Source organism: Nonomuraea sp. NPDC003727 (assembly GCF_053586935.1).
Map to the genome: position 1 here is coordinate 78446 of NZ_JBSFNE010000013.1, position 20270 is coordinate 98715.

18 protein-coding genes are annotated in these 20270 nt (G+C 70.7%); 3 read left to right on the forward strand and 15 right to left on the reverse strand.

Features of this window, described 5'->3' with window-relative positions; genetic code table 11:
* Window positions 1–60: 60 nt before the first annotated feature.
* The 10 genes from ACWDLG_RS30870 to rpmE all read right to left on the reverse strand — a co-directional run bounded on the left by ACWDLG_RS30870 (window position 61) and on the right by rpmE (window position 9302).
* Window positions 61–276: an AtpZ/AtpI family protein gene (locus ACWDLG_RS30870; RefSeq protein WP_354917238.1), complete on the reverse strand. Its 216-nt coding sequence runs from the start codon at window positions 274–276 to the stop codon at window positions 61–63.
* A gap of 66 nt (window positions 277–342) precedes the next feature.
* Complete coding sequence (locus ACWDLG_RS30875) at window positions 343–765, reverse strand: hypothetical protein (protein WP_354917235.1); 423 nt, start codon at window positions 763–765, stop codon at window positions 343–345.
* Window positions 766–894: 129 nt separating this feature from the next.
* The gene (locus ACWDLG_RS30880; protein ID WP_354917233.1) at window positions 895–2142 is read right to left on the reverse strand and encodes a glycosyltransferase family 4 protein; all 1248 of its coding nucleotides are present in this window, start codon (window positions 2140–2142) and stop codon (window positions 895–897) included.
* A gap of 57 nt (window positions 2143–2199) precedes the next feature.
* Window positions 2200–3459 carry a serine hydroxymethyltransferase gene (locus tag ACWDLG_RS30885; RefSeq protein WP_449926639.1) on the reverse strand — a complete coding sequence of 420 codons (1260 nt, stop codon included), beginning with the start codon at window positions 3457–3459 and terminating at the stop codon, window positions 2200–2202.
* A 21-nt stretch (window positions 3460–3480) separates the two neighbouring features.
* Window positions 3481–3858: a hypothetical protein gene (locus ACWDLG_RS30890; RefSeq protein WP_449926642.1), complete on the reverse strand. Its 378-nt coding sequence runs from the start codon at window positions 3856–3858 to the stop codon at window positions 3481–3483.
* A gap of 94 nt (window positions 3859–3952) precedes the next feature.
* Entirely contained in the window at window positions 3953–6376 is a 2424-nt protein-coding gene (locus tag ACWDLG_RS30895) for a hypothetical protein (RefSeq protein WP_449926645.1), read from the reverse strand.
* A 55-nt stretch (window positions 6377–6431) separates the two neighbouring features.
* Entirely contained in the window at window positions 6432–7079 is a 648-nt protein-coding gene (locus ACWDLG_RS30900) for an L-threonylcarbamoyladenylate synthase (RefSeq protein WP_354917221.1), read from the reverse strand.
* Window positions 7080–7089: 10 nt separating this feature from the next.
* On the reverse strand, window positions 7090–7944 hold the full coding sequence (gene prmC / locus ACWDLG_RS30905; RefSeq protein WP_354917218.1) for a peptide chain release factor N(5)-glutamine methyltransferase: 855 nt from the start codon (window positions 7942–7944) through the stop codon (window positions 7090–7092).
* Complete coding sequence (gene prfA, locus ACWDLG_RS30910) at window positions 7941–8993, reverse strand: peptide chain release factor 1 (RefSeq protein WP_449926650.1); 1053 nt, start codon at window positions 8991–8993, stop codon at window positions 7941–7943. Before prfA ends, prmC begins: the two co-directional genes overlap by 4 nt.
* A 93-nt stretch (window positions 8994–9086) precedes the next feature.
* Window positions 9087–9302, reverse strand: a complete 216-nt coding sequence (gene rpmE, locus ACWDLG_RS30915) for a 50S ribosomal protein L31 (RefSeq protein ID WP_354917212.1) — start codon at window positions 9300–9302, stop codon at window positions 9087–9089.
* Window positions 9303–9551: 249 nt separating this feature from the next.
* Here rpmE and ACWDLG_RS30920 point away from each other — a divergent pair, with 249 nt between their 5' ends.
* A complete protein-coding gene (locus tag ACWDLG_RS30920) occupies window positions 9552–10640 on the forward strand; it encodes a hypothetical protein (protein ID WP_449926653.1) in 1089 nt (362 codons plus the stop codon).
* A gap of 233 nt (window positions 10641–10873) precedes the next feature.
* On the opposite strand, the gene rho is transcribed toward ACWDLG_RS30920, so the two are convergent.
* From rho to thrC, 3 genes are all read right to left on the reverse strand, one after another.
* Window positions 10874–12853 (reverse strand): transcription termination factor Rho, encoded by a 1980-nt coding sequence (gene rho, locus ACWDLG_RS30925; protein ID WP_449926656.1) that lies wholly within the window; start codon window positions 12851–12853, stop codon window positions 10874–10876.
* A gap of 454 nt (window positions 12854–13307) precedes the next feature.
* Window positions 13308–14279: a homoserine kinase gene (thrB, locus tag ACWDLG_RS30930; RefSeq protein ID WP_449926659.1), complete on the reverse strand. Its 972-nt coding sequence runs from the start codon at window positions 14277–14279 to the stop codon at window positions 13308–13310.
* 121 nt (window positions 14280–14400) lie between these two features.
* Window positions 14401–15441 carry a threonine synthase gene (thrC, locus tag ACWDLG_RS30935; protein WP_449926662.1) on the reverse strand — a complete coding sequence of 347 codons (1041 nt, stop codon included), beginning with the start codon at window positions 15439–15441 and terminating at the stop codon, window positions 14401–14403.
* A 168-nt stretch (window positions 15442–15609) separates the two neighbouring features.
* Here thrC and ACWDLG_RS30940 point away from each other — a divergent pair, with 168 nt between their 5' ends.
* Together ACWDLG_RS30940 and ACWDLG_RS30945 are read left to right on the forward strand one after the other, a co-directional pair.
* Window positions 15610–17067, forward strand: coding sequence for a glycosyltransferase (locus tag ACWDLG_RS30940; RefSeq protein ID WP_449926665.1), 1458 nt, complete (start codon window positions 15610–15612; stop codon window positions 17065–17067).
* Between the two features lie 83 nt (window positions 17068–17150).
* On the forward strand, window positions 17151–17504 hold the full coding sequence (locus ACWDLG_RS30945; protein ID WP_354917196.1) for a carboxymuconolactone decarboxylase family protein: 354 nt from the start codon (window positions 17151–17153) through the stop codon (window positions 17502–17504).
* 30 nt (window positions 17505–17534) lie between these two features.
* On the opposite strand, the gene ACWDLG_RS30950 is transcribed toward ACWDLG_RS30945, so the two are convergent.
* Together ACWDLG_RS30950 and ACWDLG_RS30955 are read right to left on the reverse strand one after the other, a co-directional pair.
* On the reverse strand, window positions 17535–19154 hold the full coding sequence (locus tag ACWDLG_RS30950) for a glycosyltransferase (protein ID WP_449926668.1): 1620 nt from the start codon (window positions 19152–19154) through the stop codon (window positions 17535–17537).
* A complete protein-coding gene (locus tag ACWDLG_RS30955; protein ID WP_449926671.1) occupies window positions 19151–20260 on the reverse strand; it encodes a glycosyltransferase family 2 protein in 1110 nt (369 codons plus the stop codon). The genes ACWDLG_RS30950 and ACWDLG_RS30955 overlap by 4 nt, the downstream gene beginning before the upstream one ends.
* Between the last annotated feature and the right edge of the window lie 10 nt (window positions 20261–20270).

Here is a 20270-nt window from a genome sequence, read left to right on the forward strand (position 1 = left end):
CTTCAGCGTGGTAGGTGGTCACAACAAAGGTGCTTCGGCGGGTAGTACCGCCGCGCGGAGTTAGCGGCCGTGCTTCCGGTAGACCAGGTAGACGGCGAGCACTGTCCCCAGGACGATGCCTATGGGGAAGAACGCGGACGTGTCGAGGTACCGGTCCAGCAACCAGCCAGCACCGCCGTAGACAACCATCCCGGAGATCAGGGAGCTGGGAATCGACCACGCGGCGTTGGCGAAGTCGCGACCGTCGTCCTCGGGCCGGCGTTTCTCTTCGCTCATCGCGCGCCCGACGATAGCAGGCACAGGCAGGACTAGTCATATCGGGCCCGGTTACTTTACCGGGGTTCATGACAGGTCCCGCCCGGGCACCTTGGCCTCGGGGTCCACGTAAAGCATCTTGGTCTTGATGAAGGCGCGCACTTCACCGGCGGTCCACGCGATGGTGCCGAGCACGACGGTCCAGGCGAAGGCCTTCGGCTCCCACGCGGTCGTGTCGCCGAAGGCGTTCAGCATCGCGAGGATGACGAGCACCTTGACGACGTAGCTGAGCATGGCGGCGATGGCCATCATCTGCGGGGAGACGCGGGCGGCGTAGGACACCGCCACCACGCTGATGCTGAAGAAGACAGCCACCAGCGCGAGTCCGACGAGGGCGCCGAGGACGCCCTTACCGCCGGCGAGAACGAAAGCCACGATGACAGCGACGGCACCCACCACCACCGTGGGTAGCGCGGCGCTCTTGAGGACGCGCACGTCGTTTGCCTGCATCGGTGCTCCATAAGTCAGTTAACAAGCGAGCGATTGCTACCCCATGAGCCGTACTCTATGAGGGCCTGCTCGTGAAAGATATCACAAGCTCGCCGACGACCGCCTTTACCTGCCCTTTCTAGTTCGCGATCAAGGCGAACGGGCGGGAAACGCGGGGAGAACGTGGGAGTCATCACTGACCTGGCTCATCGAGGTGACATCGGCGCTGATGGGAGGCATCGGACCGGTAGGCGGACCATCGTCCTCATCGTCCGGTTTGCCCTTGCGTTTGGCGGAATGCGAGCCGCCCCTTCCGCGCCAGCGCGGCAGCGCCATCAGCACCAGCACACCGATCGCCAGCGCGATGACGATCGGGAAGAACACGACGGGCACACCGGTGACCGACATGCCGACCAGGCCGAGCGCGAACAGCGACGTCCACGCGTACATGATCAGTACGGTGCGCCGGTGCGAGTGGCCGATGTCGAGCAGGCGGTGGTGCAGGTGGCCCCGGTCGGGCGCGAACGGCGACAGGCCCATCGACGTGCGCCGGATGACCGCGCTTATCAGGTCGATGAGCGGCAGCACCATCACCGCGGCGGGCAGCAGGATCGGCATCAGCGCGCCGAACCTGTTCATGCCCTCGATCACGTCGGCGTCGACGGGCGTGACGGTGATCAGCGACGCGGCCAGGACCAGGCCGAGGAGCATCGCCCCGGTGTCGCCCATGAAGATCCTGGCGGGGTGGAAGTTGTGCGGCAGGAAGCCCAGGCACATGCCGATCAGGATCGCGGTGATGGCCGCCGTGGTGTTGATCCTGTTCTGCTCGATGTTCTGGTCGAGGAAGATGGCGTAGACCCAGGTGGCCGCAGCGGCGATGCCGACGATGCCGGCGGCCAGGCCGTCCAGGCCGTCGACGAAGTTGACCGCGTTGATGGAGATCACCACGACCAGGATCGTGATGATCGCGCTCAGATCCGGCGCGAGGCCGATGCTCTCGCCGCTGACCCAGGGGATCCACGGCAGGTACAGCCCGAAATAGACCAGCACGCCCGCCGCGCCGATCTGGCCGCCCAGCTTGATGAAGGCGTCCATGCCCCACCAGTCGTCGAGGAAGCCGGTCAGTGTGATGAGCCCGCCCGCGACGATGAGCGCGAGGACGGTGCTGTCCTGGGCGAGGACGCCGCCGGTCTTGTCGAGCTGGGTCGCCGTCAGCAGTCCTGCGACCAGCCCGCCGTACATCGCGAGCCCGCCGAGCCGCGGAGTCGGAGTGGTGTGCACGTCGCGATCGCGAACCTCGGGCATGGCTCCGATACGGATGGCGAAACGCCGGACCAGCGGGACGAGCAGGTACGTCACCGCCGCCGCTGCCAGCGCCATGAAGAGGTATTCGCGCACGGACCTAGTTTCCCGGATACCCCGGCCAGCTGTGACCGGAAATCGACACAGATCACCTTATAATTCACTGAGATAAGGCTGATGTTCCGCCGCCAGCTCGGTGACGCGTTCCCGCACTTCATCCACTGTTTCGGGATATCTCACCGCGCGCGACACCAGCGTTCCCACCTCCTTCATGTGCTCGGTTCCCATGCCCTGCGCCGTGAGGCACGGCGTGCCCACCCGCAGCCCCGACGTGACAGCCGGTGGCTCAGGATCGTAAGGGATGGCGTTGCGGTTCAGCGTGATGCCGGCCGCGGCGCACCGCCGCTCGGCCTCCACCCCCGTCACCCCGCACCCGCGCAGGTCCACCAGCGCCAGATGCGTGTCGGTGCCACCGGACACCGGCCGCATGCCCTCGAGCGCCTCGCACAGCGCGCGGGCGTTGTCGACCACCGCCCGCGCGTAGCCGGCGAACTCCGGCCGCGCCGCCTCACCGAACGCCACCGCCTTCGCCGCGACCGCGTGCATGAGCGGACCGCCCTGCACGAACGGGAACACCGCCCTGTCGACCCGTGCCGCCAGCTCCGCCGTGCACAGGATGGCGCCGCCGCGCGGCCCGCGCAGCGTCTTGTGCGTGGTGAAGGTGACGACGTCCGCGTACGGCACGGCCGAGGGGATCGCGCCGCCGGCCATCAGGCCGATCGTGTGCGCGACGTCGGCCAGCAACCACGCGCCCACCTCGTCGGCGATGCCGCGGAAGACACCGAAGTCGATCAGCCTCGGATAGGCCGTCGCCCCGCACACGATGAGCTTGGGCCGGCGCCGCAGCGCCAGATCGCGCACCTCGTCGTAGTCGATCAGCTCGGTGTCGCGGCGCACCCCGTACGACACCACGTCGAACCAGCGGCCGGAGAAGTTGACCCGCGAACCGTGGGTGAGGTGACCGCCGTGCGGCAGCGCCATGGCCAGCATCGTGTCGCCTGGCTGGAGCAGCGCGGCGTAAGCGGCCAGGTTCGCGCTGGCGCCCGAATGCGGCTGCACGTTGGCGTGCTCGGCGCCGAACAGCCGCTTGGCGCGCTCCGTCGCCAGCAGCTCGGCCCGGTCGACGACCTCGCAACCGCCGTAGTAGCGCCGGCCTGGGTAGCCCTCGGCGTACTTGTTGGTGAGCGTCGATCCCAGCGCGGCCAGCACCGCGGAAGAGGTGAAGTTCTCGCTGGCGATCAGCTGCAGGCCGCCCCGCACCCGATCCAGCTCGTCGAGCAGCACCTGCGCGATCTCAGGGTCCTCCCGCTGGAGAACCCCGAAGTCCGGGCCGTAATGGGGTGCGTAGCCCATCTCACCACTGTAAACCCACAATCACGAGAAGGCATGGGGAGCGCCGACCGCGGCCGGAACCCACCGCGGTGTGTCGGCCGCCTGGTCGCTGATCGCCGTGAGCACCGCCTGCCGGTACAACGCCAGCCTGTTCCGCCATTCACCCAGATCCTCGACATACCGGGCACCGACCGGCGCGTCCCACGTCTGGGGGCTGCGCGCCAGCCCGTACGCCTTGTCCAGGGTGGCCGTCAACGTCTCCAGCATGGGCAGAACGGCCTGCCAGGCGGTCACCAGGCGCTGGTAGTCGGGATTGAACTCCCAGGCCCGCGGTTGGCCGTCCAGGGGGCTTCCCGAGCCGGTCGCGGGCGGCTGCTCGCCCGGCTGGCGCGGCTGCGGGGCCGGTGGATCGACGTACATGCGACACTTCCTCTCAGCTGCCCGGCATGCTCCTCGTTGCCCGGCGTGCGCTCAGCTCAGCTGCCCGGCATGCTCTTCGTTGCCCGGCGTGCGTTCAGCTGCCGGGCGGCACGATCGGCCTGCCGGGCGCGTTCGGCTCCACCCGGCCCGGCTCGCCGTCCGGCCCGACGTCATCGGCGACCCAGACCCCCTTGCCCCACTCCCCCGGCGGGACGTGCACGCCGGGCATCTCCATCGGCTCGATGTCGCTCGCGTTGTCCATCAACGCTTCCAGGGCCGCGGCCGACGGGGGCTTCGCGTCCATGGACACGACGTCGCTGCCGTCGTTCGCCCATCTTCCAGGCCCGTCGCCGTCCAGCCCCGCGTCCGCACCGGCCGCCATAGAACTCGCGCCGGTCGTCGTCGGGCTCGTACTGGCCGCCGTGGGACCTGCGCCGGTCGCCGGACGCGGGTCGCCGGTGTGCGAGGAAGGCTGCCCGTTCCCGCCCTCGGCGGCCGCGGAGGGCCGGCCGCCGGGATCCTGCGCGTGCGGGGCCGGGCCGGCGGGTTCCACCGCGCCCGCGGGGCCGTCGGGCTGGATGCTCTCCGGAACCCAGACCCCCTTGCCCCACTCCCCCGGCGGGACGTGCACGCCGGGCATCTCCATCGGCTCGATGTCGCTCGCGTTGTCCATCAACGCTTCCAGGGCCGCGGCCGACGGCGGCTTCGCGTCCACGGACACGACGTCGCTACCGTCGTTCGCCCATCTCGCGACGCCGTCACCGACAGGTCCCATCGGTGACGGATCTTCCGCGTAGGCGGCCGGAGCACCGTGAACGGCCCCGGTCGTGCCTTCGGCAGGTCGTGGGCCGCCTGCTGGCGGCGGTTCAGACACCTGGGGGCCGGGCTCCGGCCGCCCTTCGGCATGGCGCGGCGCGGCGTCGTGGGCGGCTCCGGAGACCTGGCCGTTCGCTGCGCGGGCGTCCGCCGGAGGCTGACCGGTGGAGTCCTGACCCTGCGGCACCGGCCCGCCCGGATCCACCAAGCCCGTGGGGCCGTCGGGGCGGAAGTGCTCAGGAACCGCCGGTCTGCCCCACTCCCCCGTGGGCAGCTGCACGCCCGGCATCTCCTTCGGCGTGATCGTGCTCGCGTTGTCCACGAGCGACTTCACCGCCCCGTCCGACGGCGGCCTGGCCTGCGCCGACACGACGTCGCTGCCGTCGTTCGCCCAGGTGGCGTGGGTAGCGCCGGTGGCATCCGAGCTCCCCGTACGGCCTGCCGTACCCTCCGGCGCCCCGGCGGAGTCCCTCGCGCCCTCGACAGCGGGAAGATCGGCAGGCTGGACGGCGTCAGCGTGCTCCAGCAGGTCGGCGACCTCGCGAGCCGTCGGCGGGTCGAGCGGGATCTGCAGCACCTTGACCCCGTCCACCTCGACGACCTGCGGTTTGCCGGGGTCGGTCTGGTCGGCGTCGTCGGGGTGGTCCTTGCCCGGAGTGTCGAGGACGTGCTGGCCGGATCGGCCGGGATCGGTCACCCGGTCGTGACGGCTGTCCCTTCCGCCGTCCTTGGGGTCGTCCGCGCGGGGCTGCGGCTGCTCCGGGCCGTCCTTCGGCCGGTCAGACGTGGCGGAGTCGTCTCTCGGCTGGTCGGGCCGGGTGGCGTCTGGATGCCCGGACCTGGTGGAGTCGTCCCTTGGCTGGTCGGGCCTGCTCGGCGTCTCGTCCTTCGGCTGCTCCGGCCTGCGGGGGGTGTCGTCGTTGTTCGGCTCGTGCGCCCTGGCAGGGGGATGCGGCTGGTCGTTCCCGGGCGGGTCGGCGGGCGTCGTGTCCCGGGGCGTCTCGCTCCTCGGGGTGGGGTCCGGTGGAGCGGGGTCCCGCTTCGGCTGCGGTTCGGGGGGCGTCGTCTCGCGGGGGTTGGCCGTGCGCGAGGCCCTGTCGTCGTCACGCTGGTCCTTCGGCGTCTCCTTGGGCTCCTGGAAGAGCTCGCGCGACTCCTTCGAACTCTCCCGTGACTCCTTGGCGACGTCACGCGTCTCCTTCGGGTCCTCCCGCGGCTCCCTGCCGACGTCACGCGTCTCTTTCGGGTCCTCCCGCGGCTCCTTGGCGACGTCACGCGTCTCCTTCGGGTCCTCCCGCGGCTCCCTGCCGACGTTCCGCTGATCCTGGGGACTCTCGTGCGGCTCCTTCGGAGAGGGGCGGTGCTCCGTCGCGTCCTTCAGGGTGGGGCGGTCGCGGTCCGGGTCCTCGTCCTTGCCGGAGGCGGGCGTGCCGTTCATCGACACGTCCTTGGCCTGCTCCCCCGTCCGGGGCGCGGCCTCCTTCTTCTCCAGCAGCGCGAGCCGCGCCGTGACGTCGCGCGCCATGGTCTCGCACGCGTCGGCCACCTGCGAGGGCCGGTGCGTCGCGGGTGTCGCCAGCCCCGCGGTCCTGGTCACCTGCGCGACCCTGGCCTCGATCGTGCGCATCTGCTCGGCGGCCCGCCGTACCTCGGCCAGCAGGTCGCGTACCAGGGTCGGATCCATACCGTCGAACGAGCCCATGGGCCACACGGTAGGTGCAGGCGGAGCCCCCCGCCTCAGGGATAAACAGACGGCATCAATCGTCGGTGGCGACGTAGCCCACGATGCCGCGCAGCTTCTCCACCGGGATGGCGCCCTTCCTGAGCAGGCGGGGCACCGCCGTGGTCAGGTCGATGATCGTCGACGGCGTGTTGTCGGCGCACGCGCCGCCGTCCAGGTAGACCGTCACCGAGTCGCCGAGCTGCTGCTCGGCGTCGCTCGCGGTCGTCGCGGCGGGCGCGCCGGACCGGTTGGCGCTGGAGACGGCCATCGGCCCGGTCTCCTTCAGCAGGTCGAGCGCGACCGGGTGAAGCGGCATCCGGAGCGCGACCGTGCCCTTGGTGTCGCCGAGGTCCCACGACAGCGACCGGTTCGCCTTGCACACCAGCGTCAGCGGGCCGGGCCAGAAAGCGTCGATGAGGTCCTGGCCGTACGGGCCGAGGTCCTCCACCAGGGCGTTGGCCGCGCGTACGGTGCCGACGAGGACGGGCGGCGGCATGTCGCGCCCCCGGCCCTTGGCCTCGAGCAGCGCGGTCACCGCCGACGGGGTGAAGGCGTCGGCGCCGATGCCGTAGACGGTGTCCGTGGGCAGCACCACGAGCTCACCCTTGCGTACGGCCGAAGCCGCGTCGGTCAGGCCCGCGGCCCGCTGGTCGGGGTCTGCGCAGTCGTAACGTCGTCCCACGGCGTGCATCCTATTCCTGGCCGAACTTGGCGGTGACGAAGCGGTCCCTGCGGGTGAGGTCCTGGCGCAGCCGGGCGTCGCGCCAGCCCTTGTCCTCGGGGAACAGCCGGTAGACGGCCTGGCCCTGCTCGTCGGCGTGCTCGACGGCCACCAGGCCGCCCGGCCTGAGCAGGCGGCGGGCCGTACGCTCGACGGCTCTGACCTCGTTGAGGCCGTCGGCGCCGCTGCCGTACAGCGCCCGCGCCGGATCGTAGTCGCGCACCTCGGGGTCGCGCGGGATCGCGCCGGGCGGGATGTAGGGCGGGTTGGAGATGACGAGGTCGACCTTGCCGTTCAGCTCGGGCAGCGCGTCGGCGAGATCCTCGGGGTGCAGGTGGACCCGGCCCTGGCCGTGCTCGGCGATGTTGCGCTTGGCCCAGCCGTACGCGTCGGGGTCGACCTCGACCGCGTGCACCTGGGCGAGCGCCACCTCCTGCGCGATCGACAGCGCGATGGCGCCCGAACCGGTGCCGAGATCGACCACGAGCGGTTCGGCGACGTCCATCTCGCGCAGGCGCTCGATCGCCCAGCCCGCGACGACCTCGGTCTCGGGGCGCGGCACGAAGACGCCGGGGCCGACCGCCAGCTCCAGGTAACGGAAGTAGGCGTGGCCGGTGATGTGCTGCAGTGGCTCTCTGGCCTCGCGCCTGGCCACGCCCTCCCAGAAGAGGGCGTCGAAGTCGGCGTCCTTGACCGTGTGGAGCGCGCTCCTGCGCACGCCGTGGACGAACGCCGCGATCTCCTCGGCGTCAGTGCGCGGCGACGGCACCCCGGCCTCGGCCAGCCGAGCGGTTGCGAGGGCGATCTCGTCCAGCAGGAATGTCATGAGTGTTGTGCGAGCTTCTCCGCCATTTCGGCGTCGATGAGGGCCTGGGTGACAGCGCTCAGTTCTCCGTCGAGCACCTGGTCGAGGTTATACGCCTTGAACCCGACGCGGTGGTCGGAGATGCGGTTCTCGGGGAAGTTGTAGGTCCTGATGCGCTCGGAGCGGTCCATCGTGCGGACCTGTGACTTGCGCTCGGCCTGGGCGGCGGCCTCGGCCTCCTCCTGCGCCACGGCCAGCAGCCTGGCGCGCAGGATGCGCATCGCCGACTCCTTGTTCTGGAGCTGGCTCTTCTCGTTCTGGCAGGAGACGACCACGCCCGTCGGCAGGTGCGTGATGCGGACCGCCGAGTCGGTGGTGTTGACGCTCTGCCCGCCGGGGCCGCTGGAGCGGTAGACGTCGACGCGCAGGTCGTTGGGGTCGATGGTGACCTCGACCTCTTCGGCCTCGGGGTAGACCAGCACGCCGGTGGCGCTGGTGTGGATCCGGCCCTGCGACTCGGTGACCGGCACCCGCTGCACGCGGTGCACGCCGCCCTCGTACTTCAGCCGCGACCAGACGCCCTCGTCGCCCTTGGCCTTGATGGCGATCGTGACGTCCTTGTAGCCGCCGAGGTCGGAGTGCTGGGCGTCGATGATCTCGGTCTTCCAGCCGACCCGTTCGGCGTAGCGCAGGTACATCCGCAGCAGGTCGCCGGCGAACAGCGCCGACTCCTCGCCGCCCTCACCCTGCTTGATCTCCATGATGATGTCCTTGTCATCGTTGGGATCGCGCGGGATGAGCAGGTGCTTGAGTTTGTCCTCCAGCTTGGGGACGCGCTCCTCCAGTTGGGCGGCCTCCTCGGCGAAGGCGGCGTCCTCGGCCGCCAGCTCCTTGGCCGCGGCCAGGTCGTCGCGGACGGCCTCGAGCTCCCGGTAGGTGCCGATGACGGGCGTCAGCTGACGGTAGCGCCTGCCGAGCGTGCGGGCCTTGTTCTGGTCGGCGTGCACGGAGGGGTCCGCGAGCTGCTGCTCCAGCTCGGCGTACTCACCGAGCAGTTCGTCGAGATTCACCGTGCGTCCTTCTTCCGCTTTGTCGCCGCCCTCTTCACCACGAACGCCGACCCGGGAGCGCGGACGCGCGTCTCCGGGCCGGCGTGAGGGAAGCTACTTGCTGGCCTTCTTGCCGAAGCGCTGCTCGAAGCGCGCCACGCGACCGCCGGTGTCGAGGATCTTCTGCTTGCCCGTGTAGAACGGGTGGCAGGCCGAGCACACGTCGGCGTGGATGACGCCGTTCTTCGCGGTGCTGCGCGTGGTGAAGGAGTTGCCGCAGGTGCAGGTCACCTGCGTCACGTTGTACTCGGGGTGGATGTCGCGCTTCATGGCTGTCCTTTCGAGATGCGGTCGCCGGGTCGCTCCGTACGGCTTGCGCGCGGTCGCACACGGTCGGTCGCGCGCTGCGGGAACCGGTACCGCTTCGGTTCAGCTACCAGTGTGCCAGATCCTTGAACCATCCCAGGCCACGAGCGATTCCCGCCGATCTTGTGGACGGGTCACACCAGGCACACTAGGCTCCGGTGTCCAAACCGTAACTTTTGTTACATTTCAAACTGATGCAAGGGGCCCCATCACATGAAAAGAAGGATGCGGTTGCTGCTGGCGACCGCAACGGGGGTGGCTGTGCTCGTCGGGGGTGCCGGCCTCTCCTCGGCCAGCGCATCCGTGTCGCGGGCGGTCCACGCGGTGGCCGACGACATCACCAGTGTGTCCGTCGGCAACGCGTACGTGCCCGCTGACAAGGAGATCGAGGTCTCGTTCACCTTCCAGGTGTCGAACCCGCTCGGCACCGGCACCGCCGCCACGACGGACGCCGACAAGGTGACGATCGGCTCGGCCGCCATCACCCCGCCCGGCAAGAGCGCCAGGCCGCTGAACGTCTCCTACACCGCGCCCGCCCACGTGGGCGAGAACCAGCCGCGCCCCGCCTCCGCGCCGGGCAGCGGCAAGTTCACCATCTCCAAGGACGACCCGTCCGGCGACTGGACCCTGACCATCGTGACCTCTCGCGGCACGAACAACTTCACCGTCAAGGTCGCGGCCAAGCAGGGAATCACCGGCGCCTCCATCACCCCCAACCCGGTCGACCTGATCAAGGGCAAGGAGGTCAAGGTCTCCGTCCGCGCCGCCGTCAAGGACGCCACGCTCGTCAGCGCCAAGATGGTCAGCGACACCACCTCCGAGTACTACGACCTCGGCAGCCTGGAAGTCGACACCGACGGCTACTACACCGGCGCCGTCTACTTCACCGACGACAGCGCGCCCGGCGCGTGGACGCTGGAGATCTCCGCGAGCCGCGGCAACGAGACCCTCAAGGGCGTCGGCTCGTTCACCGTCAACGCGCCGGCCGGCGGAACGTCGAAGAAGTCGAAGTCGAAGATCACGCTGACCGCGCCGAACAAGGCGACGACCGGCAAGGCCTTCAAGATCTACGGCAAGGTCTATCGGGGGACCAAGGCGTACTCGGGCAAGGTCGTCGAGGTGTACTTCAAGAAGAAGGGCACCAAGTCGTACAAGTTCATGGGCTTCGCGAAGGCCACGTCGACCGGCAAGTACACCAAGGCGGTCAAGCAGCGTTACGACGGTTACTGGCGCGCCAAGGTGCCGGCGTCCGGCAAGACGTACAGCTCCTGGTCGGCCCAGGAGTACGTGGACGTGAAGTAACGGCGTCCCTGATCGGCACGAACGGCCCGCTCCCCTCACGGCACTTTCCAGGGGGCGGGCCGTTTTCCTGTGTCCGGCGGCCGATGGGCCCGAACCCCCGCCGGCAACCGCAGAGCCCAGCGGACGGTCCGGCGGCAACCGTCCGCACGGCGCGGCCCGATCCCCGGCACGCGCCCTGGAAGCCCGAAAGCGCCCCGGGTGCGAGACCCGAGGCGCTTTCGCGTGACGTCGCGCTAGTCGCGGTCGGAGCTGACCGTCGTCTTCTGGACCTGAAGGAGGAACTCCGCGTTGGACTTCGTCTCCTTCATCTTCTCCAGAAGCAGCTCGAGCGCCTGCTGCATGTCCAGTGCGTGGAGCACGCGGCGGAGCTTCCAGACGATCTGGAGCTCCTCCTTGGCCATGAGGATCTCTTCCTTACGCGTGCCGGACGCGTCGACGTCGACCGCGGGGAAGATGCGCTTGTCGGCCAGGGAGCGGTTGAGCTTGAGCTCCATGTTGCCGGTGCCCTTGAACTCCTCGAAGATGACCTCGTCCATCTTGGACCCGGTCTCGACCAGGGCGGTGGCGAGGATCGTCAGCGAGCCGCCGTTCTCGATGTTGCGCGCGGCGCCGAAGAAACGCTTCGGCGGGTAGAGCGCGGTCGAGTCGACACCACCGGACAGGATGCGTCCGGACGCCGGGGCGGCCAGGTTGTAGGCGCGGCCGAGGCGGGTGATGGAGTCGAGCAGGACGACCACGTCGTGGCCCAGCTCGACCAGGCGCTTGGCGCGCTCGATGGCCAGCTCGGCGACGGTCGTGTGGTCCTCGGCGGGCCGGTCGAAGGTCGAGTGGATGACCTCGCCCTTGACCGAGCGCTGCATGTCGGTGACCTCTTCGGGCCGCTCGTCGACGAGGACGACCATGAGGTGGCACTCGGGGTTGTTGCGGGTGATCGCGTTGGCGATCGACTGCAGCACCATCGTCTTACCGGCCTTGGGCGGGGAGACGATGAGGCCGCGCTGGCCCTTGCCGATCGGCGACACGAGGTCGATGATCCGCGTGGTCAGGATGTTGGGCTCGGTCTCCAGGCGCAGCCGCTCCTGCGGGTAGAGCGGGGTGAGCTTGTTGAAGTCGGGCCGGTTGCGGGCCTGCTCCGGGTCCATGCCGTTGACGGTGTCGAGGCGGACCAGGGCGTTGAACTTCTCCCTGCGCTCGCCGTCGCGCGGCTGGCGGACGGCGCCGGTGATGACGTCGCCCTTGCGCAGGCCGTTGCGGCGGATCTGGGCCAGCGACACGTACACGTCGTTGGAGCCGGGCAGGTAGCCGCTGGTCCTGACGAAGGCGTAGTTGTCGAGGATGTCGAGGATGCCGGCGATCGGGATGAGAACGTCGTCGTCGCCGATCACGGGCTCGTTGCTGTCGAAGCGGTCACGGCCGCGGCCGCGGTTGCGCTCCCTGAAGCGACCGCGCCTGCCGCGCCCGCGCTCGTCGTCATCGCCGCCGCCGCGCTGGTCCTGCGAACGGTCCTGCGAACGGTCCTGGACGCGATCCTGCGAACGGTCCTGACGGTCCTGACGGTCCTGGCGGTCACGGTCCTGACGGTCACGGTCCTGACGGTCCTGGCCGCGGTCGGTGCGCTGCGGCTGCTGCTCGCCACGCTCCTGGCGCTCGCCGCCACGCTCCTGGCGGTCACCGCGCTCGCCACGCTCGCGGCGGCTGCGGCGCTCGCCGCGCTCGCGGCGGCTCTCGCCACGCTCGGCGCGGCCTTCGGCCTGCTGGTCCGCCTGCTCGACGGCCGGCTGCTGCGGCTGCTCGACGACGGGCGCGGCGGCGGCCACGGCGGGCTGCTCGGGGGCCGCCACGGGCTCGGCGGCGGTCACGGGCTCGGCGGCCGGCGCAGGGCGGGAACGTTCCCGGCGGCTGCGGGCGGGACGCTCGGCCACAGGCTGCGCCTCGGCGGGCGCGGCGGTCTCGGCGGGCGCCGGGGCACTGTCACCGGCGCCGACTCCCTGCTTCTCCTGGATACGCGCGATGAGCTCGCTCTTGCGCATCCGCCCGGTCCCGCTGATGCCGAGCTCGGCGGCGATCTTCTGCAACTCGGGCAGCACCTTCGCGGACAGTCCGGTGCCGGAGCGACGCGCGCGAGGCTTGGCCGGGGCGCGGGTGGGGGTGTCGCCGGACGCGCTCGCGGCGGAGCCGGAAGCGTCGGAGAGGAGTTCGGTGGTGTCGCTCAACTAAGGGTCCTTCCCAGGGGTCGGGCGTCGGCCGTGATCAGCCGATCGTCCTGGAGGTGCTGTCGATCCGGCGGGACAGACCGGGTCGAGGTGCACTTTGCGATCTTCGGCCGCCGCGCAGGACGGCCGCCACGGTTGGGGAGGGGCTCGTCCAGGCCGCCACAGGACAGTGGCACGTGGAATGAACCCCCCAGATTGCTGTCGCCAGCCAGATGTCGAGGTGGTTCGAACGCGCACTTCCCCGGATTCGCCGCCTCGCGTCGCGCCGACCGGTTGTGGGCCGAACGGGGCGAACGGATTCGGGGAGACAGCCATGCTGCTCACGCCTCGCGACGTGAAGCATGATGCAGCGATGTGTGGCTGACAAGCACGCACCCAACAAGGGGGCATCTGGTGCGGCTACCAGCCTAACATCACCAGCGCACACGGCTATTCCCTGAAGGTCTAAGAGGCATCAGCGTGTCTCGGGGAACTGAACGCTCGCACCATCGTGGTCGACGTCCATTTGCTGGATGTGCCAGTCATTACCCACTTCTGGCGCGATCAAATCCTGCGCATCCGGTGTCGAAAACGCAAGAATTGTGGGACCTGCTCCCGAAACGACGGCGGGTACCCCCACGGCACGCAGTCGTTCCACCAGATCGGCGGTCCGCCGCATGGCAGGCGCGCGATAGTCCTGGTGGAGACGATCTTCCGTGCCGGCCAGCAGCAGCTCGCGATCGGGCAGCCGGGTCAGGGCGGCGATCAGCAGTGCGGCCCGCCCCGCGTTGAAGGACGCGTCCGTGTGGGGCACGTCCTTGGGTAGCAGTCCCCTTGCCGTCTCCGTGGACAGCCGCGTGGCGGGTATCAGCACCACAGGTCTGATGTTCGCGTCGGGGACCAGTTTCACCATACGCGGAACTCCACCGTGGTCGCTCCAGGCGACGGTGAGCCCGCCCGCCAGGCAGGGGGCCACGTTGTCGGGATGCCCCTCCATCTCGGTGGCCAGCGCGAAGACCGCCTCGTCGCTCAGGTCGGCTGTTCGCTCAGAGCCGAGCGCCGTGCCGTCCTCGGCCGTGTACGGCATGCCCGCCAGCGCCCTGGCGGCGAGGATGCCCGCGCAGATGGCCGCCGACGACGAGCCGAGCCCCCTGGCGTGCGGGATGCGGTTGCGACAGTGCAGGCGGATCCCCGCCGGCCGAGGGGCGTTCATCCGGTCGAAGGTCTTGCGCACGGCCTGGATGACGAGGTGCTCGTCACCGAGGTCGAGTTCGCCGAAGCCCTCGCCCTCGACCGAGACCTCCACCACGCGCTGCCCGCTGGGCGGCGTGAACAGTGACGCCTCGATGTCGTCGTAGAGGCTCAGCGCCAGGCCGAGGGAGTCGAACCCGGGACCCAGGTTCGCCGATGTCGCCGGAACCCGGACGATCACCCTGCTGTCGGTCATGCGTCTCCTCAGGGTCGCCGTGACGGCGGGCGCCGGAGTCCTGCTGGGCGGCGCGCCTTCGGCGGACGGCGCCCCGTGACCACGGAGGCGCCGGGCCCGCTTGCCGTAGGGGAGGACAAGGTCATTCGAGGCCGAGGGCGGAGGCCGCGGCGTGGACGTCGATGGGAATGGTGACGGGCGCGGGAGCGCCCGAGATCGCCCAGTCGGGGTCCTTCAGGCCGTTGCCCGTGACCGTGCAGACGATGCGCCGGCCCGGCTCGACCAGCCCCTGCGCGTGGGCGTGGAGCAGGCCGGCGACGCTGGCCGCCGAGGCCAGCTCGACGAACACGCCCTCCTCCTGGGCCAGCAGCTTGTAGGCGGCGGCGATCTGCCGGTCGGTCACCGCCTGGATGAGCCCGCCGGACTCGTCGCGGGCCGCCTCGGCGAGCTTCCACGAGGCAGGGTTGCCGATGCGGATGGCGGTGGCGATGGTGTGCGGGTGGGTGACGGGCGCGCCGTTGACGATGGGCGCGGCGCCGCTGGCCTGGAAGCCGAACATGCGCGGCGCGGTGCCGTACTCCTGGTAGCCCATCCAGTAGGCGGAGATGTTGCCCGCGTTGCCCACGGGGATGCAGTGGATGTCGGGGGCGGCCCCGAGCGCGTCGACGATCTCGAAGGCGGCCGTCTTCTGGCCCTGCAGGCGGTACGGGTTGACCGAGTTGACCAGCGCGATCGGGTAGTTCTCCGACAGCTTCCTGGTCATCTCGAGGCAGTCGTCGAAGGACCCCTCGACCTGCAGCAGCGTCGCGCCGTGCACGAGCGCCTGCGCCAGCTTGCCCATGGCGATCTTGCCGCGCGGCACGAGCACCGCGCAGGTCAGCCCCCCGCGTACGGCGTAGGCGGCGGCCGAGGCGGAGGTGTTGCCGGTCGAGGCGCAGATGACGGCCTTGGCGCCCTCCTCCACGGCCTTGCTGATGGCCATGGTCATGCCGCGGTCCTTGAAGCTGCCGGTCGGGTTGGCACCCTCGACCTTCAGGTAGACCTCGCAGCCGGTCAGAGCCGAGACGCGGTGGGCGGGGACGAGCGGCGTGCCGCCTTCGAGAAGCGTCACCACGGGCGTCTTGTCGCTCACCGGCAGCCGGTCCCGGTATTCCTCGATGAGGCCTCGCCATGCCCTGGTCATGATGTGCTCCTGCGACTACCTGCGGTGTTGGGCACAGAGTCTACGGCCACCCGGCTCGCCCGGCGGAACGCACGTCCACTTGTTGGACAGACTTCTCCGCCAATACCCAGCAACCCCGGATAAGGTCTCCCACAGGGGACGGGGAGGGCTGGAAACACCATGACTGCGATGAGGCAGAACGACTACTCCGCGCTGACGCCGCCGCGGCTGGGCGCGTGGTCGCCCTCCCTGTCGGTGAGCGTGGTCGTCCCCGCCCACGGCGGCCCGCATCTCGACCTCGTCCTGGCCGCGCTGGCCGGGCAGAGCTATCCCGAGCACCTCATGGAGGTCGTGGTCGTCGACGACGGCAGCGAGCCGCCGATCAGGCTGCCGGAGATCCGGCCGGTCAACACGAGGATCGTCCGCGTGACGGACGGCTGGGGCATCTCCGACGCGGTCAACACCGGGGTGAAGGCCGCCGACGGCGAGATCATCCAGCGCCTCGACGCCGACATGGTGGCCTGCCGCGAGCACATCGAGGCGATGGCCAGATGGCACCACGTGTCGGACTACGTGGTGTCGATCGGGATGAAGAGGTTCGTCGAGGCCCCGCCCCTGACGCCGAAGCAGGTCCGCCGCGCGACGGACCTGGGCGAGCTGTTCGACCTGTCGTCGGCGCTTCCCAGCTCGACGGAGGCGACGATCGAGAAGACGGACGGGCTGCGCAAGAGCCGCAATCCCTACCACGTGTGCACGGGCCCGACGTTCGCCCTGCCCCGGGAGGTGTTCCACGCGGTGGGCGGCCTCGACCCGCACGTCTTGCGCGGCGAGGACACCGAGTTCGCCTACCGGCTGGCCATGCACGGCGTGGTGTTCGTGCCCGAGATGGAGGCGCGGGCCGTCCACCTGGGGCTGCCCGCGCAGCACCGCGACCGGGAACGGGCGGTGCGGGTGGTCGAGCCGTTCCTCGCGCACCGCATCCCGCTCCGCCGTGACCTGCGCAAGGACAAGGGCAGGCGGTGGCTGGTGCCGTACGTGGAGATCGTCCTGGATGTCACCGACACCTGCGAGGCCACGGTACGGCAGGCCGTGTCGGCGGCGCTCGACGGCAAGCTGCAGGACGTGGTCGTGACGCTCGTCGGGCCGTGGTCGCGGCTGCACGAGGGCAGGCGTTCGGTGCTCGGCGACGCCTGCTTCGAGCTCAGGGTGATGCGCGAGCTGTACGCGCACGACGACCGCGTCAGGCTCATCGACGAGGCCGCGCCGACGCCTTCGCCGACGCCGTTCCGCTACGTCGGTCCCGTCGACGTGCCGCTGCACCGGGCCACGCTGGAGCGGATGGTCGAGTCCGTGCAGAAGGACCTGGTCGGCGTGCTGGTCGTCGACCTGCCCGACGGGCGCACGGCCCGGCTGGAGCGCACGTCGGCGCTGGGCCGCGCGCGGCTGCTGGCCGCCGCCGGTACCGACCCCGACGAGGTCATCGAGGCCACCCACGGCATCAGGCGTGAGGGCCCGGACCGCTACTGGCCGGCGCCCGCCCCGCCCGCGCCGGTGTCGATCCCCGCGCCCGTGCCCACCCCGCCGGCGGACACCCCCGAGGAGCGCACCCTCCTGCGCCGTCTCAGGTCGGCCCTGCGGCCCAACTGAGGCGCCCCGGCCGCGTCCCGCCTGACAGGTTCGTCCCGATTCCCGCCTGGGTAGCTTCGTAACGAGCGTCAGGTCCTCCCCCCGTGCACCTGGACAAGCACGAGACGAACGAGGTGAGGATCATGGGGGAACCGGCCAACGGACTCGAGGCTCTCGCGCGGGGCGACGTGCCCGTGCTGGAGACGCTGACCCAGATGACGGTCAACACGATGGAGCGGTCCGGGCTCGACCCCAAGACCTACATCCTCGTGCGGATCGCCGCGCTCGTCGCGCTGGACGCCTCGCAGCCGTCCTACCTGCTGAACGTCGGCGCGGCGGGTGAGATGGGCGTCTCTCTGGAGGAGATCAGGGGGACGCTCGTCGCGGTCGCGCCGGTGGTGGGCACGGCCAAGGTGGTCTCGAGCGCCGACAAGATCCTCCAGGTCCTGGGGGTCTGACGAGCGGGCGTCTGACCTGGGAAAAGAGGGTCAGTCCTTCTTGCGCAGGGCGCGGCGCAGCGAGGTGGCCAGCGCGGCGCGCAGTCCGCGCTGCATCCGCCCCGCGGCGGCGAGCTGGCGGCGCAGCGTGCCGACCTCGCGCCGCAGCTCCACCGCGTTCCTGCGCCACTTGCCCGACTCCTCGCGCCACCGCTCGACCTGTCCCCGCAGCCGCTCCACGTCGGCGCGCAGCTTCGCGACCTCCGCCTGCGCGTCGAGCCTGGCCCGGTACACGCTGCCGCGCCCGGGGATCTCGCGGCCCTGCCGGGCGAACCCGTACGTCTCCCCCGCCACCCAGCGCACCCCGGACACCGTGTCCACCGCGTCGTCGAGGTCCTCCTCCGGCCCGGCCACGATCGCGGCCCTGGCGAAGGCGGCCGCGCGTTCGAACCTGGCGGTGACGACGCCGGCGGCCGACTCCGACAGCAGCACGTCGACCAGCCCCTGCCCCTCCGTCGTGGCCAGCTCGATCAGGCGGGCGAGGGAGTCGGGGCCCGGCACCCACCCGGCCGGCACTCTCAGCACGTACGGCACGGCCGGGTCGACCGCGTCGCCGGTCACCAGGCGCACCCTGCCCTCGTAGGCGTAGTGCCCCCGCACCAGCACCAGGTCGAGGCAGGGGTCCCTGAGCGGCGCCCTCCTGTCACGCTCGAGCGTGTCCCACGGCCCGACCAGCGCCACCCGCACGTCGGGGACGGTGCCCGCCAGCAGCGCGTCCACGGTCGCCCGCACGTCCTCGTAGCTGGAACCGGCGGCGTGGACGACGGCCTCGACGAAGGGCACCTTCCACTGGCGGCCGGGGTGCGAGCGCAGCCACCGGTAGGCGGGGATGCGGTCGGCGACGGTGGCGTGGCTGACCCGGTCGATGGGCGCCTTGTCACGCATGCGCATCGTGGGACCGAGGTGGTAGGCGCGGGCCAGCGGCTCCGGCACGAACACCGCGCCCGCCTGGGCCAGCCGGTAGCCCATCTCGGTGTCCTGGCCGAGGATGAGCTCCTCGTCCATGGGCCCCGCGGCGGCGATCAGGCGCGCGTTGACGGAGGTGGCGCCACCCACGTGCAGGCTGAAGGGACGCGTGGGATTGGCGGTGAGACCGTCGGTCCGCTCGACCAGGTCGACGATCCACTGGTGCGGCTCGGCCGGCTCGAAGCTCTTCTCCAGGTCGTCGGGCAGCTGCGCGGGCACGGGCGCGGAGGTGAAGCGGATGTAGCCGGTGACCACCAGGTACGGCGCGGCGTGGTGCCAGCGCATGTGGGCCTCGATGGCGCGCGGCGTGAGCACCACGTCGGAGTCGAGCCAGTGGACGACCTCGCCCGAGGCCACCTCGAGCCCGGCGTTGCGCGCGCAGGCCCGGCCCGGCCGCTCGCAGACGACGAGCTTGACCCACGACGGGACGCGCAGGGCGGGCTCGCTGCCGTTGTCGACCACGATGACCTCGGTCAGGTCACGCGGGTAGCTCTGCCTGCCGAGCGCCTCGACGACCAGATCGAGCTTGTCCTGGTCGCCGTAGGCGGGGATGACCACGCTGACGCTCATGGTGGGGGTCCACGAGCCGAGCGCGGGCACGTCGAGCGTGCGGTAGTCGTTGCCCCGCACCCGGGGAGGGATCATGTGGTTTCCAGGAGCAGACTGGGCCGGAAGCCGCGCCACTGGTTGTGGGCGACGTTGAGGAAGTGCGCCAGCGGTAGCTGCCAGGTGTGACCCTCGCTGAGCGAGCGGCGCAGCACGTAGCCGAGGCCGTGGGCGCGGTAGATCCGCGCGCCCTCGGCGTGCCGCGACTTCAGCAGCGCCGCGTCGACGCCGCGCGTCAGCGGCTCGAAACCGGGGAAGGCGTCCCTGCCGAGCAGGATCGTGCCGCCGGCGACGAAGTCGCTCCACACCTCGCTCTTGTAGGAGGTCCGACGAATCGTCGTTCTGAGCGGCTCGAGGTAGAAGAATTCGGCGGCCGTGCCGACGATGTCGGCGCCGGACGCGCGTTTGGCGAGCAGAAGATCGGAAAGATGCTCGGGGCCGTACCAGTCGTCGTCATCCCATTTGGCGATGAATTCGCCGGAGGCGTGCGCGGCAGCGCGGTTCAGCAGCGCGCCGAACGGCACGCCCGCCTCCGCCGACACCACGCGGATCGGCGCCGCGCAGGTCTCGACGGCCCTGCGGGCCAGCGGATGGTCCTCGATGCCGTGCAGGCCGAGCAGGACCTCCACCTGGACGTGGCGCTGCCGGGCGATCTGGTCGAGCGCGGAGCCGAGCAGGTGCGGCCGCATGCTCGACATCACGACGCTGACCGTGGGCGCGAGCGCGGGCTTGGGCGCGAGCCTGCGCAGCCGCACGCTGTGCTCCTCGCGGCGCAGGTCGGCGACGCAACGCGGCCCCGGCTCCCGCCGTACGGCGAGCCATGCCCGGTCGGCGAGCAGCCCGCCCAGCTCGGCGGGCACCCAGGACGGGACCGGCGCGGAAGGCTCGGTGGTCAGCGGCACGCCCGCGCAGGCGAGGGCGAGCAGCCCGTCGCCGGCCGCCCGCCGTTCGGCCGGCCCGATCTCCTCGGCCGCCGGCCACTCGACCGACAGCCCCGCCAGCGGCCTGAGCGTGTCGAGTTCGGGTAGCGGCGCCCCCTCGACGGTCCACCGCGCGCTCTCCCATCGGAGCGTCGCGATCCCTTTCGCCGGGGTGCGCAGGTAGCCGGCAGCCCCTTGCGTGCCCACGAAGGGGGTGGCGGTCATGGGGGGACTC

Coding starts and splice junctions, on each gene's coding strand:
- ACWDLG_RS30870 (WP_354917238.1), bottom strand. CDS start 276: ATGAGCGAAGAGAAACGCCGGCCCGAGGACGACGGTCGCGACTTCGCC.
- ACWDLG_RS30875 (WP_354917235.1), bottom strand. CDS start 765: ATGCAGGCAAACGACGTGCGCGTCCTCAAGAGCGCCGCGCTACCCACG.
- ACWDLG_RS30885 (WP_449926639.1), bottom strand. CDS start 3,459: ATGGGCTACGCACCCCATTACGGCCCGGACTTCGGGGTTCTCCAGCGG.
- ACWDLG_RS30890 (WP_449926642.1), bottom strand. CDS start 3,858: ATGTACGTCGATCCACCGGCCCCGCAGCCGCGCCAGCCGGGCGAGCAG.
- ACWDLG_RS30895 (WP_449926645.1), bottom strand. CDS start 6,376: ATGGGCTCGTTCGACGGTATGGATCCGACCCTGGTACGCGACCTGCTG.
- prmC (WP_354917218.1), bottom strand. CDS start 7,944: ATGACATTCCTGCTGGACGAGATCGCCCTCGCAACCGCTCGGCTGGCC.
- rpmE (WP_354917212.1), bottom strand. CDS start 9,302: ATGAAGCGCGACATCCACCCCGAGTACAACGTGACGCAGGTGACCTGC.
- ACWDLG_RS30920 (WP_449926653.1), top strand. CDS start 9,552: ATGAAAAGAAGGATGCGGTTGCTGCTGGCGACCGCAACGGGGGTGGCT.
- thrB (WP_449926659.1), bottom strand. CDS start 14,279: ATGACCGACAGCAGGGTGATCGTCCGGGTTCCGGCGACATCGGCGAAC.
- thrC (WP_449926662.1), bottom strand. CDS start 15,441: ATGACCAGGGCATGGCGAGGCCTCATCGAGGAATACCGGGACCGGCTG.
- ACWDLG_RS30940 (WP_449926665.1), top strand. CDS start 15,610: ATGAGGCAGAACGACTACTCCGCGCTGACGCCGCCGCGGCTGGGCGCG.
- ACWDLG_RS30950 (WP_449926668.1), bottom strand. CDS start 19,154: ATGATCCCTCCCCGGGTGCGGGGCAACGACTACCGCACGCTCGACGTG.
- ACWDLG_RS30955 (WP_449926671.1), bottom strand. CDS start 20,260: ATGACCGCCACCCCCTTCGTGGGCACGCAAGGGGCTGCCGGCTACCTG.